The sequence below is a fragment of the Streptomyces muensis genome, from assembly GCF_021474425.1.
Taxonomy (GTDB): domain Bacteria; phylum Actinomycetota; class Actinomycetes; order Streptomycetales; family Streptomycetaceae; genus Streptomyces; species Streptomyces muensis.
Window position 1 is genome coordinate 1 of the sequence record NZ_JAKEIP010000201.1, and the last position, 15,662, is coordinate 15,662.

11 protein-coding genes are annotated in these 15,662 nt (G+C 70.8%); 8 read left to right on the top strand and 3 right to left on the bottom strand.

Features of this window, described 5'->3' with window-relative positions; translation table 11 throughout:
• Positions 1–186: 186 nt before the first annotated feature.
• The gene (locus tag L0P92_RS32635; RefSeq protein ID WP_234766670.1) at positions 187–1,200 is read right to left on the bottom strand and encodes a hydroxyacid dehydrogenase; all 1,014 of its coding nucleotides are present in this window, start codon (positions 1,198–1,200) and stop codon (positions 187–189) included.
• Positions 1,201–1,722: 522 nt separating this feature from the next.
• Between L0P92_RS32635 and L0P92_RS32640 the strand changes: the two genes are divergently transcribed.
• The 8 genes from L0P92_RS32640 (at position 1,723) to L0P92_RS32675 (ending at position 13,443) form a co-directional block, all read left to right on the top strand.
• Positions 1,723–3,072, top strand: a complete 1,350-nt coding sequence (locus L0P92_RS32640; protein WP_234766671.1) for an extracellular solute-binding protein — start codon at positions 1,723–1,725, stop codon at positions 3,070–3,072.
• On the top strand, positions 3,069–4,079 hold the full coding sequence (locus tag L0P92_RS32645; RefSeq protein ID WP_234766672.1) for a carbohydrate ABC transporter permease: 1,011 nt from the start codon (positions 3,069–3,071) through the stop codon (positions 4,077–4,079). Before L0P92_RS32640 ends, L0P92_RS32645 begins: the two co-directional genes overlap by 4 nt.
• On the top strand, positions 4,076–4,942 hold the full coding sequence (locus L0P92_RS32650) for a carbohydrate ABC transporter permease (protein WP_234766673.1): 867 nt from the start codon (positions 4,076–4,078) through the stop codon (positions 4,940–4,942). Before L0P92_RS32645 ends, L0P92_RS32650 begins: the two co-directional genes overlap by 4 nt.
• A gap of 34 nt (positions 4,943–4,976) precedes the next feature.
• Entirely contained in the window at positions 4,977–6,509 is a 1,533-nt protein-coding gene (locus tag L0P92_RS32655) for a glycosyl hydrolase family 28 protein (RefSeq protein WP_234766674.1), read from the top strand.
• Positions 6,506–9,856, top strand: coding sequence for an alginate lyase family protein (locus tag L0P92_RS32660; protein WP_234766675.1), 3,351 nt, complete (start codon positions 6,506–6,508; stop codon positions 9,854–9,856). The genes L0P92_RS32655 and L0P92_RS32660 overlap by 4 nt, the downstream gene beginning before the upstream one ends.
• 26 nt (positions 9,857–9,882) lie before the next feature.
• Positions 9,883–11,148: an alginate lyase family protein gene (locus tag L0P92_RS32665; protein ID WP_234766676.1), complete on the top strand. Its 1,266-nt coding sequence runs from the start codon at positions 9,883–9,885 to the stop codon at positions 11,146–11,148.
• A gap of 110 nt (positions 11,149–11,258) precedes the next feature.
• A complete protein-coding gene (locus L0P92_RS32670; RefSeq protein ID WP_234766677.1) occupies positions 11,259–12,836 on the top strand; it encodes a carboxylesterase/lipase family protein in 1,578 nt (525 codons plus the stop codon).
• A gap of 70 nt (positions 12,837–12,906) precedes the next feature.
• Entirely contained in the window at positions 12,907–13,443 is a 537-nt protein-coding gene (locus L0P92_RS32675) for a hypothetical protein (protein WP_234766678.1), read from the top strand.
• A gap of 42 nt (positions 13,444–13,485) precedes the next feature.
• Here the strand turns inward: L0P92_RS32675 and L0P92_RS32680 are convergent, their stop codons facing one another.
• Together L0P92_RS32680 and mmuM are read right to left on the bottom strand one after the other, a co-directional pair.
• On the bottom strand, positions 13,486–14,538 hold the full coding sequence (locus L0P92_RS32680) for a LacI family DNA-binding transcriptional regulator (RefSeq protein ID WP_234766679.1): 1,053 nt from the start codon (positions 14,536–14,538) through the stop codon (positions 13,486–13,488).
• An 87-nt stretch (positions 14,539–14,625) separates the two neighbouring features.
• On the bottom strand, positions 14,626–15,543 hold the full coding sequence (mmuM, locus tag L0P92_RS32685; protein WP_234766680.1) for a homocysteine S-methyltransferase: 918 nt from the start codon (positions 15,541–15,543) through the stop codon (positions 14,626–14,628).
• Positions 15,544–15,662: the final 119 nt, after the last annotated feature.

A 15,662-nucleotide genomic window follows, 5' to 3' on the forward strand; every position in this document is an offset into this window, starting at 1 on the left:
GCCCCCGGCTCCTGGGGCGGCAGCGGCGCGGAGCCGGCCGGGCGCGCAGGTCCCCGCGCCCCCGGGAGGGGGCTTCGCCCCTTCCGTTCCGGGGTGTTGGTCGGGTGCGGGCTGGTGGGGGCTGGGCGCGCAGTTCCCCGCGCCCCTGGAAGGGGGCTTCGCCCCTTCCAGCGAGGGGGTGGAAAGTCAAGCCACTCGGGCCATGTCCGCGTGAACCACCTCGTGCCGGAGCGCCCCTCCGCTCCCCACTCGTTCCAACTCCTCCACCACGATCCGTCCGAGCCGCTCCAGTTCGTTTCCGAGGGAGCCGGCGATGTGAGGGGTGAGGAAGACGTTGGGCAGGTGGTACAGGGGGGAGCCCGGGGGCAGTGGCTCCGGCTCGGTCACGTCGAGTACGGCGTGCAGGCGTCCGGAGACCAGTTCGTCCGTCAGGGCGGTGGGGTCGACCAGGGCACCCCGGGAGGTGTTGATCAGCACGCCGCCGTCCCGGACGAGTCCAAGTCGTGCCGCGTCGAGCATGCGGTAGGTCTCGGGGATGTCCGGCGCGTGCAGGCTGACGATGTCGCTGTGCCGCAGCAGGTCGTCCAGGGACAGCAGTTCGGCGCCCAGCTCGGCGGCCTCGGCGGCGCTGACGTACGGGTCGTGCAGCAGCACCGTGAAGTCGAACGGCCGCAGCAGTTCCAGGAGCCGTCGGCCGACCCGGGAGGCCCCGATGACGCCGACGCGGCGGCCGACGTTGCCGATCGCGGCGGTCTCGCGCTGCGTCGGGTAGGTGTGTGAGCTGCGGAAACGCTCCCGGTGGCCGAAGGCGTCCTTCCCGGCGAGCAGGATCATGGCGAGGGTGTACTCGGCGACGGGGAGGGCGTTGCCGGTGACCGCGCTGGAGACGGTGACGCCGGCTTTCCACAGCGCCTCGCCGACGAGTGAGCGGACGGAACCGGCGGCGTGCAGGACGGCGCGCAGTCCTGGTGCGGCGGTGAGGACGTCGGCGTCCAGGTGGGGGCAGCCCCAGCCGGTGATCAGTACCTCGGCCCGGGCGAGGGCCTCGGCCGCGGCGGGGTCGGTGAAGTCCCGTACGACGAGGGCGGGGTCGATCTCGGCCGCCTGCCTCAGCCGGGCCATGAGCGGCGGGGGGAAGAGCAGGGGGAGGTGCACCGGATCCATTGCGAACACGGCCCTCGGCGGGTGCGGGCTGGGCATGACTCTCCTGAGGCGCTGAGTTGAGACGCTGCTTGAGACGCATCGTAGAAACTGTTTCAGAAAGCGGCTTCTACCGTAGATCTGCCGGGTGACCCGGTCAATCGGTCAGATGAAGAGCGCAGTTCCCGGGGCTCGGCCTCGACGTTCCTCGCGGCGTGCCATGCGCTGAGCGCTCTGGTCGGGTTGGGGCCGAAATCGTTTACTGTCCGTTCCGGCGAGGTCAGCTCGCCTGCGGGCAGGCTGGGCAACCGGTTCCCATTGGTTCCAGTCTTCCTCGCCGCAGGCGTCGGTCCATCAGCCCAGCTCAGCGCGCCTTCTCTCGCTGTCGCGTACCCCAGCTTCCCATGAAGCCGAGGTTACGCAGACTTTTCGAAAGTTCGCCAAGCCTCTTGACGTGCCCCCCGCCCCAGAAGAAGCTCTGCCCCAACGCCATAGCAACCGGTTGTCAAGTTGGCTGGTTCTGACTGGCAGGCCGCTCGCTGGCCGATATGTCGAACGATCTGAGCAGGAGGTGGTGCGCTCATGCGCCCACAGGCCGGCGCCCCCCTGAGCCGCCGCCGTTTTCTCGCCCTTTCCGGTGGCGGCGCCGTGGCCGGTGCGGCGGCGTTGAGCGGCTGCGCGCTCCAGGTGTCGAGCGGGGTGAGCGGATCCGGTGAGACCGTGACCGTGATGGTCAACTCCGGGGACATCCTCCCGGAGCAGGTCCAGCAGGCGAAGCAGGCCCTCGGCATCAAGATCGCCCTGGTGAAGTACGACATCACCAAGCTGATCGCGATGCTGACCAGCGGCAACCCGCCCGACCTGGTGCGTGGCGTCGGCGCCGTGGACCTGCCGTACTTCGCGGCGCGGGACGTGGCGGAGGAACTGGACCCCTACTTCGCCCGGAGCGGCGTCCTCAAGCTCGACGACCTCGACCCCGTCAACGACCTGTGGCGGTTCGACGGCCGTACCCAGGGCAAGGGCCCGCGCTACGGCATGGCGAAGGACTTCTCCCAGGACTCCATGTTCTGGTACAACACCGCGGCCTTCGACAAGGGCGGTGTCGACTACCCGCCGGAGACCGAGCCGGTGACGTACGAGGAGTGGCTGGAGAGTGCCAAGCGTCTCGTGCAGCGCAAGAGCGGCCAGACCACCGTCTTCGGCGGCAGTTTCAACGGGCTGACCCGCTCCACGCTCCTCGCCACCATGACCGCCTCCGCCGGCGGCAGCCTCTTCAACGACGACTTCTCCCGGGTCGACTTCACCACGCCCGAGGCCCGCAAGGCGCTGGCCTGGTACATCGACTACTGCAGGACCAAGGTCGGACCGAGCCAGATCCAGCCCGACCCCAACGGCTGGGACGGTCCCACCTACCAGGCCGGACGGCTGGGCATGTCGAACTCCGGCTACTGGCTGGGCGGCATGATCTACCCCGACAAGAAGCTCGCGGCGGTCTCCCGTCTGGCGCCCGCCCCGATCTTCGCGGGCGGTGAGCGGATCAGTGCCTGCCAGGGCGGCACCGGTCTGTGGATGCCGCGCGGCGCGAAGAACAAGGACGCCGCCTGGCGGGTCTTCGAGTGGTTCTTCGGCGAGGAACCGGCCAAGGCGCGCGCATCCGGCGGCTGGGGCATCCCCTCGCTCAAGTCGCTGCGCCCGCTGATGCCGGCGCAGGAGGACTACCAGAAGCGGGTCCTGAAGGTGCAGGAGAACGAGCTGAAGCATTTCTCGGTCGTCTCCTTCACCCCGTACACCAGGGCGGACGCGATCGACGCCCTGTTCAACCAGATCGCCCCCGCCGCGATGAACGGCCAGATCTCCGTCGACACCCTCGCAGGGCGTCTGAACTCGGCCATCAACGAGCAGATGAAGCGCGGTAAGGAGCAGGTGGGATGACGGTCGACCAGATCTCCCCGGTCGCGGACCGGCCCGGCGGCGGTCGCGCCGCACCGAGCGACGCCGGACGGGCGTCGGCCGCCCGCCGCCCGCGGGTCTCGATGACCGCGCGCAGGCACCGCGCGTTCTACCTGTTCACCTCGCCCTGGATCATCGGGTTCCTGCTGCTGACGGTCGCACCGATGGTGTACGCGCTGTGGCTGAGCTTCACCACGTTCGACGGCATCTCACCGAACTGGAAGTACGTCGGACTCGGCAACTACCGCGAGCTGCTGAACGATCCGGTGACCTGGGACGCGCTCGGCCGCGCGGGCCTGTTCGCGATCACGTCGGTGCCCCTGTCGATCATCGCGGGCCTCGCCCTCGCCGTCCTGGTCAACCGGCCGGTCAAGGCACGCGGTCTCTTCCGCACCCTGCTGTACCTGCCCGCCGTGGTACCGCCGGTGGGCGCGGGCCTCGCCTTCAAGTTGCTGTTCGATCCGAACTCCGGTGCCACCAACGGCGTCATGACCTTCCTCGGCTTCGAGGCCATCGGCTGGCTCGCCGACCCCTACGTCCGCTACGTGCTGCTGATGACGGTGCTCTGGGGCGCCGGAAACGTCATGATCATTTCGCTGGCCGGCCTCCAGGACGTGCCGCGCGAACTCCACGAGGCCGCGCGTATCGACGGCGCGAGCGCCTGGCGGACCTTCCGCAGCATCACGGTGCCGCTGTTGTCGCCGGTCCTGCTCTTCCAGACGGTGACCGGGATGATCGCCTCGGTGCAGACCATCATGCCGCTGCTGCTGGCCCCGCTCGGTGACACCAGCGGCGTCACCACGGTCCCGCAGTCCAACTACCTCTACATGATGCACGTGTTCGCCCAGTACTTCGCGCTCGGCCGCTACGGCTACGCCTCCGCGCTGCTGTGGGTGCTCTTCGTCCTGATCCTCATCGCGACCGGACTCATCTTCAAGTTCACGTCCGGCGTCGTGTTCTACAACGTCGACCCGGAGGCGAAGAAGTGACCGCCACGACCGCCGCACCCGCCGACATACCCGTGCGGGTGAGGGTGCGCACCAAGCGCCTCGTCCTCTACACCGTGCTCGTCTCCGTCACCGGACTGTTCCTCGGCCCCTTCGGCTGGCTGGTCCTGTCCGGACTGAAGACCCAGGGCGAACTGGCCGCCTCGCCCGTGCACTGGCTGCCGGACACCTTCCAGTGGCACAACTTCGCCGACGCGTTCACCCAGATCGACTTCCTCGGCTACGCCCGCAACTCCCTGATCATCGCCCTGCTCTACGCCACGCTCGTCACCCTCAGCTCGGCCTGGGTCGGCTTCGGCTTCGCCCGGCTCGACGCGCCCGGCAAGAAGGTGCTGTTCGGCATCCTGCTCGCCTCGATGATGCTGCCCCAGATGGTCACCCTGCTGCCGACCTACCTCATCTTCGCCAAGGTCGGCATGGTCGACACCTACTGGCCGTGGGTGCTGTGGGGGCTGTCGGCGGCGCCGTATCTGGTCTTCCTCTTCCGGCAGTTCTTCGCGGGCATGCCGCGCGAGCTGGAGGAGGCCGCGATCGTCGACGGCTGCGGATACACGTCGATCTTCTGGCGGATCTTCCTGCCGCAGTCCTGGTCCGTGCTCTCGGCGAGCTTCATCATCGCCTTCACCTGGACCTGGGGCGACTACATCGCCCCGCAGCTGCTGCTGTCCACCGACCGCACCACGCTCGCCGTGGCCGTGATGACCGCCTACGTCAACGACGGAGGCACGCCCGTCCCCGAACTCCAGGCCGCCGCCTCCGTGATGTACGTCGTCCCGATCCTGCTGATCTTCCTCATCGCCCAGCGCGGCTTCGTCGCCGGGATGTCCACGTCCGGACTGAAGTGACCCCTCTCACCGAACCATTTGCAAGGAGTTACGCATGAACGCGCCCCTCTCACGCCGGACCGCCCTCCAGGCCGCCGGTGTCGTCGCCGCCGCCGGCCTGGCCGGCAGCATCGCGGGCACCGCACCGGCCGCCGCGGCCGAGGAGACCGGCACCACCGGCGACAGCGTGGTCATCCACCCGCCCCTTCCGCAGGTGCCCGTCAACAGCTCCTTCACCGTCAAGGTCCGGCCGCTCGGCGGCACCTGGCAGAAGCTCGGCGTCCACCTCGCCAAGCTCGCACTGATCGACGCGACCACCGGCAGCAACAAGGCCCAGAGCTCTTCCTGGGCCGCCTTCGACTTCTCCGGCACGGTCGAGGTCGAGGTCACGTACAACCCGGGCGGCGGCTCGAACGTCCGCATCCGCCCGGACTCGTACGGCATCAAGCCCGAGGTGCTCGGCAGCACCGCGCGCTTCACCCTGGACCGCCCGCGCAACCTCGTCGTCCAGATCGACGACAAGATCTTCGATTGCCTGCACCTGTTCGCGAACCCGCTCGAGAAGGACGTGCCCGCCGAGGGCGACAAGAAGGTCATGTACTTCGGGCCCGGGCTGCACACCACCACTGACCGGCTGCTGAAGGTGCCCAGCAACACCACCGTCTACCTGGCCCCCGGGGCCGTCCTCACCTCCCAGGTGATCTTCGAGAACGTGGAGAACTCCCGGCTGACCGGCCGCGGCGTGCTCTACAACTCCGCCGGCGGCGCGGTCTTCGTCCGCAAGTGCGAGAACGTCACGATCGACGGCGTCACGATCCTCAACCCCCGCTACGAGAACATCAGGGTCGCCGAGTCCAAGAACCTCACCATCAAGAACCTGCGCGCCTTCAGCCACCAGGGCTGGGGTGACGGCATCCAGCTCTACTGCTCCGAGAACGTCACGATCGACGGCTGCTTCCTGCGCACCTCCGACGACTGCGTCGCCCTCTACACCCACCGCTGGGACTTCTACGGCGACACCCGCAACATCACCGTCAAGAACTGCTCCCTCTGGGCCGACGTCGCCCACCCGATCAACATCGGCGTGCACGGCAACTCCGACAACCCCGAGATGCTGGAGAACCTGCGCTACGAGAACATCGACATCCTCGACCACCGCGAGCCGCAGGTGACCTACCAGGGCGCCATCGCCTTCATGGTCGGCGACAGCAACATCGTCCGGGACGTGAAGTTCGACAACATCCGCGTGGAGGACTTCCGCTGGGGCCAGCTCATCCACATGCGCGTCGAGTACAACCCGAAGTACAACACCTCGGCAGGCCGCGGCATCGAGTCCGTCTACGTCAAGGACCTCAGCTACAACGGCAAGAACGCCGACCTCTCGATCATCGCCGGCCTCGACGCGGAGCACGCGATCAAGGACGTCACCTTCGAGAACCTCCGCGTCAACGGCAGGGTGATCGCCGACAGCACGGGCAAGCCGAAGTGGTATCTGGCCTCGGACGGCGTGCCCATGTTCGTCAACGAGCACGTGACGAACCTGAAGTTCCTCACCACCGCCGAGGCCGAGGCGGCCGCCGCGTCATGAGCACCCTGAGAACCACCCCCGCCACGAGCCGCCGTGGTTTCCTCGGCGGCGCCGCGGCCCTGCTGCTGGCGTCGGGCACGAGCGGACTGCTCCTGCCCGGCACCGCCGGAGCGGCGGTAAGCGACTCCACCGGCACCGGCCCGTTCACGCACCCCGGCCTGCTGCACACCGCCGACGACCTGGCCCGGATGAAGGCCGCGGTCGCCGCCAAGGAGTCCCCGATCCACGACGGCTACCTCGTCTTCGCGGCCCACGCCCGTTCGAAGTCGACGTACACCGTCCAGAACACCGGCCAGATCACCTCCTGGGGCCGCGGCCCCACCAACTTCCAGAACCAGGCCGTCGCCGACTCGGCCGCCGCCTACCAGAACGCCCTGATGTGGTGCGTCACCGGCGTGCGCGCCCACGCCGACAAGGCACGGGACATCCTCAACGCCTGGTCGGCCTCCCTGACGATGGTCACGGGCGCCGACGGTCCGCTGGGCGCCGGCCTCCAGGTCTTCAAGTTCGTCAACGCGGCCGAGCTGCTCCGGCACAGCGGCTACGACGGCTGGACGGACGCGGACATCGCCCGCTGCGAGCGGTCCTTCCTCGACGTCTGGTATCCGGCGATCTCCGGCTACATGCTCTACGCCAACGGCAACTGGGACCTCACGGCCGTCCAGTCCGTCCTCGCCATCGGCGTGTTCTGCGAGGAACGCACCCTCTTCGAGGACGCCCTGCGCTTCGCCGCGGCCGGCGCCGGCAACGGCAGCGTCCGGGGTCGCGTCGTCACGGACGCGGGCCAGGGCCAGGAGTCCGGCCGCGACCAGGGCCACGAGCAGCTCGCCGTCGGCCTGATGGGCGACGCCGCGCAGGTCGCCTGGAACCAGGGCGTCGACCTGTGGGGCTTCGACGGCAACCGCATCCTCGCGAACGCGGAGTACGCCGCCCGCTACAACCTCGGCGGCGACGTCCCCTTCACCCCCGACCTCGACCGCACCGGCAAGTACATCAAGACCACCGTCTCCGACAAGGTCCGCGGCAACCTGCCGCCGGTCTACGAGATGTACTACGCCCACTACGCCGGCGTCCGCGGCCTCGACACCCCGTACACCGAGGCGGCCGTCTTCCGCGGCACGGGCGGCGCCCGCTTCGTCGAGGGCAGCAACGACGACCTGCCGAGCTTCGGCACCCTCACCTACGCCGGCACGAAGGCCCCGACGTCGACCACGCCGACGGCCCCGGCAGGCGTCACCGCCCTCGGTGACTCCGACGCCGTGACCCTGGCCTGGCTGCCGTCCGCCTGGGCGACGACGTACACCGTCCGCAGGGCGAGCCGCCCCGACGGGCCGTACGAGAAGATCGCCGAGGGGAACGCCGAGCCGGAGTACCGGGACACCGACGTCCAACCGGGACGGACGTACCACTACACCGTGACGGCCGCCAACTCGCAGGGCACCAGCGCGAGTTCGCATCCGGTCGCCGCCACCGCCGGGCTCCCCGCGCCCTGGTCCACCCGGGACATCGGCCAGGTGCGGATCCCCGGCTCGGCCGTCTTCGACGGGGAGCGGTTCCTGCTGGAGGCGTCCGGGACCGCCGACACCCACCGCTCGGTGCACCTCCCGCTGCGCGGCGACGGCACGATCACGGCACGGATCGTGTTCCCGCTCAGCTCGCAGTACGCCAAGATCGGCGTCACCCTGCGCGACTCCCTCGACGCCGATGCCGCGCACGCCTCGATGCTGATCCAGGGACTGCCGCTGCACACCTGGAGCGGTGTGTGGACCGTACGCCCCGAGACCGGGGCGGCCGTCTCCGGCACCGGAAGCACACCCGTGCCGCCCACCCAGCAGCAGGCCATCACCACGTCCGCCGCCTTCCCGATCTCCGACCTCGGAGAGCTGCCCGAGTCGGCGACACCGCTTCAGGCGCCGTACGTAGAGGGCGCGGGCGACGGCTACCGGCTGCGGGCGCCGTACTGGGTCCGGGTGACCCGCAGGGGCCGCCGCTGCACCGGCGCGATCTCCCCGGACGGCATCCGCTGGACCCAGGTCGGCTCCAGCGAGGTCGAGTTGGGCCGCACGGTGTACGCCGGACTGGTCCTCACCTCCTGCCTCGGCGTCGACGCGGACTACGCCGAGACCGGCACCGGCGCCTTCGACAACGTCAGCGTCACCTCCACGACCTCCGGCGAGGTCTGGTCGGTGCCCCGGCCCACCCGCACCGCCACCGGCCTGACGGCGTCCACCGGCGCCGACGCCGTGGGGCTGGCCTGGACCGACCCGGACCTCTCCGCCCGCTACAAGGTGCTGCGCTCCACCGCCGTCGACGGCCGCTACGAGACCATCGCCACCGGCGTCGGCCCGGTCGGCTTCGGCACCCGGATCCGGTACGCGGACGCCACGGGCACGCCCGGCACGGCGTACCACTACGCCGTCGCCAAGACCAACACCTCCGGACGCGGACCGCTGTCGGAGTCGGCCTCGGCCGTCATGCCGTCACCGTCCGCTCCCCGACTGACGTCCGCCGCCACGGCGTTCGCCAACCGAGGAGTCGCCTTCGCACACATGGTGCGCGGCTCGCACGAACCCGTACGGTTCACCGCGGCCGGGCTGCCCGACGGACTGCGGCTGGACAAGCGCACCGGCATGATCTCGGGCACCCCCACGGAGACCGGCGAGTTCACCGTCACCACCACCGCGGGCAACGCCACGGGAGAGGCCACCGGCACCCTCACCCTCACCGTCGGCACACCCCCGCCGGCCCCCTGGACGTACGGCGACCTCGGTGACCCGGTGCTCGACGAGCGCGCCTTCGGCACCCTCGGCGTGGTCGCGATCCGCACCCCGGGCAGCACGTCGTACGACAGTGGAACCTTCACCGTGCGCGGGGCCGGTGTCGACCTGAGCACCAACAACCAGGGCATGACCGGGCAGTTCGTGCGACGGCCCGTCACCGGCGACTGCGAGATCACCGCCCGGCTCGGCTCCCGCACGGGCGCGAGCGCCGACCAGGTGGGACTACTGATGGCCAAGTCGCTGTCACCGTTCGACCAGGCCGCCGGGGCCGTCGTCACCGGCGGCACCACCGCGCAGCTGATGCTGCGCACCACCGTCGCCGGAAAGTCGGCCTTCACCGGAAACGGCGTCGCCACCCTCCCCGCCCTGCTGCGGCTGAAGCGCGTCGGGACCGCCTTCACCGCAGCCCTGTCCACCGATGACGGCGCCACCTGGACCACCCTCGCCACCGGCGAGATCCCCGGGTTCGGTGACGCCCCCTACTACGTGGGCCTCGTGGTCTGCTCGCGCAACCAACTGGCCCGCTGCACCACCGAGTTCAACGAGGTGAGTATCACCACCGACTGATCCCCCCACGGATTGGAGTCGCACCAATGAGCCGCACTTCCCCCCACCAGCACCTCCCCACAGGTGAGTTGAGCCGCCGCGGTCTGCTCAAGACCGCCGGAGGTCTCACCGCGGCCGTCGCCCTGGGTGCTGCGTCTGCCGTCACCACGGCGGTCGTCGCCCCCACGGCGGACGCGGCCCCCGCGACCTTCACCCACCCCGGCATGCTGCACAACGCCGGTGACATCAACCGGGCCAAGGTCAGGGTCGCCGCGGGCACCGACCCCTGGCGGTCCGGCTGGAACCGGCTGACCGCCAACTCCCACGCCCAGTCGACCTGGACGCCCCGCCCCACGGCCACGATCATCCGCGGCGGCGACGGCCAGAACTACCCCCAGCTCTACAACGACATCCACGCCGCCTACCAGAACGCGCTGCGCTGGCACGTGGGCGGCACCGCAGCGAACGGCGACTGCGCCGTGCGCATCCTCAACGCCTGGTCGTCCACGCTCACCAGCATCACCGGAAACGCCGACCGCTTCCTGGCCGCCGGCCTCTACGGCTGGCAGTTCGCGAACGTCGCCGAGCTCATGCGCGGGTACGCCGGGTTCGACCTGGGCCGGTTCAAGACGATGATGCTCAACGTCTTCTACCCGCTCAACAACCAGTTCCTGACCGGCCACAACGACGCCTGCATCACCAACTACTGGGCCAACTGGGACCTGTGCAACATGGCCTCGATCATGGCCATCGGGATCCTGTGCGACGACGGCGCCAAGTACGACCAGGCCGTCAACTACTTCAAGAACGGCGGCGGCAACGGCGCCATCAAGAGGGCCGTCCCGTTCCTGTACGGCAACGTCGAGGGCTACGACCTCGGCCAGTGGCAGGAGTCCGGCCGCGACCAGGGCCACACCGTCATGGGCATGGGCCAGATGGGCGCGCTCTGCGAGATGGCCTGGAACCAGGGCGAGGACCTGTACTCCTACGACGGCCGCCGCTTCATGAAGGCCGCCCAGTACGTCGCCAAGTACAACCTGAACATGAACGTGCCCTACACCACCTACACCTGGGGCAGCGGCCAGAACTGCGCCCAGCAGTCACAGACCGTGATCGGCTCCGGCAGTCGCGGCCAGGTCCGTCCCGTGTGGGCCATGCTGCACTACCACTACGGCCGGCGCCTGCTCCTCGACGACAAGTACATCGCACAGATGTGCTTCTCCGTCGCGCCCGAGGGCGGCGGCGGTGACTACGGCACCACCAGCGGCGGCTTCGACCAGCTCGGCTTCGGCACCCTGATGTACGCCAAGTAGCGGTGTACGCCGGATAGCCCTCACACCCGCTCGTGCGCCGGAATATCGGGCGACAATGAGTTGCTCTGATCTTCACGGTGCACGAGCGCGGTGAGGAGGCTGGTGGACGTATGACGGCAGTCCAGGCAGACCCCGTGGTGAGCACGCCCTACGGTGCGGTTCGGGGCCGGTACGAACAGGGCGTCGCGGTGTTCCGCGGCATCCCCTACGCGGCGCCCCCGTTCGGCCCGCGCAGGTTCCGGCCGCCCGTGCCGCCGGAGCCCTGGGACGGTGTGCGCGAGGCCGTGGCCTTCGGGCCGACCCCGCCGAAACCGCCGTACTCCGAGGCCTTCGCGCAGTACCTGTCCGACCCCGTCGTGCCCGGCGACGACTGCCTCAACCTCAACGTCTGGACCCCCGAGCCCGCCCCCGACGCCCGGCTGCCGGTCATGGTGTGGCTGCACGGCGGCGCCCTGACCCGTGGCTCCGCGGGTATGCCCGTGTACGACGGCCGGTCCTTCGCCCGCGACGGCGTCGTCCTCGTCTCCGTGAACTACCGGCTGGGCGTCGAGGGCTACGGCTACTTCCCCGACGCCCCCGCCAACCCTGGCCTGCGCGACCAGCTCGCCGCCCTGAACTGGGTGCACGACTCCATCGGGGCCTTCGGCGGCGACCCCGACCGCATCACCCTGTTCGGCCAGTCCGCCGGCGCCATCAGCATCGGCGCGCTGCTCGCCGCCCCGCAGGCCCAGGGCCTGGTCCGGCGGGCGATCCTGCAGAGCGGGCCGCCGGAGAGCGCCGACCGGGACAAGGTACGGCGGATGGTGCGCCGTATGGCCACCCGGCTGAGGATCCCCGCCACCGCCGCCGCCTTCGCGGACGTCGACCGTGAGCTGCTGCTGCGCACCCAGGCCGAGGTCGGCCGGCTCAGCAGCCCCGTGGTGGGCGGGCCCGCCTTCGGGATCGTCGTCGACGGCGACATCGTGCCCCGCGATCCCCTCGCGGCGATCACGGAGGGTGACGCCGCGGTCGGCGTCGACCTGATGATGGGCTGGACCCGCGACGAGTACCGGCTGTGGCTGGTGCCCGGCGGGCTGCTGGAGCGCGTCGACCGGCTCGGCGCGGTCGCCCTGGCCGGCGCCATGGCCCGCTGCCACGCCGGCGCCGACATCCCGCGCGGCTACCGCACCCTGCACCCGGAGGCCGGCACCGCCGAGATCGTCGGCCAGATGGTCACCGACCACCTGCTGCGCATCCCCCTGCACCACCTGGCCGACGCCCGCCCCGGGACGTCGTACGTGTACGAGTTCGCCTGGCCCTCCACCCTCCCCGACCTCGGCTCCTGCCACGCGCTGGAGCTCGGCTTCGTCTTCGACACCGGCGACGTCCCCGAGTCCCGCAAGCTGGCCGGCGACGGCGCCCCGCAGGAACTGGCCGACGAGATGCACGGGGCGTGGGTGCGGTTCGCGGTCGACGGCGACCCGGGGTGGCGGGCCTGGGACGACACACATCCGGTACGGATCTTCGGCGACGGCGACACCCGGACCGCCCATGGCCCGCGTGACGCCGAGCTCGCCCTGTGGGCGGCGGCCCCGTCACCGGAGCCCGCACAGACCACGGTCCCGCCGCTCGGCCAGAACGGTCGCGGTGCGGAACTCCGCGCGGTGGTACGACGTCTGCGACTCCCCGGCGCGGTCCGCAGGCACTGACCCCGCAGGCACTGACCCCCGTAGGGGGTGGGCGTCCGGCCGGACTTGCCCGTGAGGCAAGATCCTTTGCATGTACGCATACGAGGATCCCTCGCGGTGGGCACCCGAACAGGTGCGGCCCCGGGGGCAGTTGACCCTGCTCTTCATCGCGACCGTCTTCTTCTTCCCGGTGCTGGTCGTGGTGTGGCTGGCGGTGTTCGCCGTCATGCTCGGCGTGGGTCTGCTGACCGAGGTGATCGCGGCGTTCAGCGACCGCTACGAGCAGGGCTACCTGAAGGTGATGGACTGGACCATGGACCGGCTCTGGAGCACGGCCGGGTGGTGTGTGACCTGGCCGGAGCTGCGGCACGAGGGCGACACGGAGTACTACAGGGCCCGCGTCGACAAGGTGCTCGCCCGGCACACGGCCCGCGCCTCGGCCCCGCCCCGGCCGAACAGGGCGAAGCCGTCCCCGGAGTGCGCCGTACGCCTGCGCGACTACCGCGGAGTGGGAGGCGGGTACGTCGCCGAGGCGGCCCGCGCCCAGGGCTGGGAGCTGCGGCCCACGGATGCGCGCAAGGAGGTACGCCTGTGGTGGGCGGCCGCCCCGTATCCGGCACCGCTCTGACCGCGCTCGCCCGGCCACCCGGCGCCGTGCCGGCACCGGGCTCTACTCGGCCGGCGCCACCGAGTCCCGCACCACCACATGCGTGCCCAGCAGCAGATGTTCGTCCGGGCTCTCCGGGGTCCGGCCGAGCGCGGTGCGTACGGCGAGACGGCCCAGCTCCTCGTACGGGACGTGGACCGTCGTCAGGGCGGGGTGCAGGTCGCGGGCGAACGGGATGTCGTCGTAGCCGGCCAGCGACACGTCCCCGGGCACGGTCAGCCCCGCCTCGTGCAGCGCGGTCAGCGCCCCCGCGGCGACCATGTCGGTCGCGGCGACCACGGCCGTGAACTCCAGCCCCTGCCGGAGGGCCTCGTGCATCAGCCGGTGCCCGGAGTCGCGGGTGAAGTCGCCGTGCAGGAGCAGCGCCGGATCGGGGTCCAGGCCGCGGGCGCGGTGGGCGGCGAGATAGCCACGCTCACGGCCCTGCGCGGTGGTGTGGTCGGACGCGCCGCCGAGGAACAGCACCCGCCGGTGCCCCTGGGTGAGGACGTGGGCGACCAGGGCGTAGGCGCCGCCCTCGTTGTCGTACTCGATGACCGTCACCGGCGCTCCGGGTCCGAGCGGCGGACGCCCGCACAGCACAAGGCGGGAGCCCGCGGACGCCAGCGAGTCGGCCATCCGGCGGGTGCGCTCGCGGTACTCCGGGGTGTCGGCCGAGCCGCCGACCAGGATCACGGCGGCGGCGCGCTGGGCGCGCATCATCTCGACGAACTCGACCTCGTGCTGGACGTCGCCCTCGGTGGTGCACACCAGGCACAGATGCCCGAGCCGCCGCGCCTCCCGCTCCACCCCGTACGCCATGTGCGCGAACGACGGCCCGGTGATGTCCTCCAGCACGAACGCCAGCGTGGGCGTGCCGACCCCCGCGACCGCCTTCGCCCGCGCGTCGGCGACGTAGTCCAGGTCCCGCACCGCCCGCATCACCCGCGTCCGCGTCGCCGAGCTCACCGGATACACCCCGCCGAGCACCCGCGACACGGTCGACGCGGACACCCCCGCCCGGGCCGCCACGTCCCGGATGGTGCTGCGCCCCGCGTCCTCGCTCTTCCTGGTCATCCCTGCCTCGCCCCTCGAACTGCGGAAACACAGCGGCAACCGGTTCCCGTCCGGAGGCTAGCAGTGTGGTGGGGGAGCCGACAGGCGTTATGCCCGCAACGCCCTCGCGATCCCCGTGACCGCGTCCGGTCCGACCCGGCAGCAGCCACCGATCAGCCGTGCCCCGGACGCGCGCCACCCGAGAACCTCTTCCGCGGTGAAGGAGGAGCGGCCGTTCCAGGCCCGTGCCTCGGCGTCCCAGGCCTCCCCGCTGTTCGGGTAGACGACGACCGGCTTGCCCGTCACCCGGGCGGCGATCTCGACGGCCCCCTCGACGTCCTCCGGCGCGCAGCAGTTCACGCCGACCGCGATCACCTCGTCCGCGTCGGCGGCCAGGGCGAAGGCCTCCTGAAGCGGCTGCCCGGCGCGGGTGCGGTCCCCGGCGACGGAGTACGACAGCCAGGCCGGCACACCCAGCCCGCGCACCGCCCGCAGCAGCGCCTCGGCCTCGTCGGCGTCCGGAACCGTCTCCAGCGCCAGCACGTCGGGACGCGCCCCGGCCAGCACCTCAAGACGGGGCCGGTGGAAGCGCTCCAGCTCGTCCACGCTCAGCCCGTACCGCCCCCGGTACTCCGAGCCGTCCGCCAGCATCGCCCCGTACGGCCCGACCGACGCGGCCACCCACAGCGGCCGCGTGATCCCCTTGGCCCGCGCCTGCCGGGCCGCCTCACGCGCCAACTCCACGCTCAGGGCGAGCAGTTCGGCCGCCCGTGCCCGGTCGATCCCGCGCTTTACGAAGCCCTCGAAGGTGGCCTGGTAGCTCGACGTGATCGCCACGTCCGCCCCCGCCTCGAAGTAGGCGAGGTGCGCCTCGGTGATCGCCTCGGGCCGCTCCGCGAGCAGCCGCGCCGACCACAGCTCGTCACTCAGATCGTGCCCGGCGGACTCCAACTGGTTGGACATGCCGCCGTCGAGCACGACGGTCCCGGCGGCGAGGGCTTCGGCGAGGGTGTTGGTGCTGGTCATGGTGACGACGGTAGTCGAGCCGGGTGACAACGGTCGTCGCGCCGGGGCGGGTGACCGGCATGTGGGACACCCCCGGGCACTCCAGCGACGTCCCTACGCCGCGTGCCGCCCACCCCGTC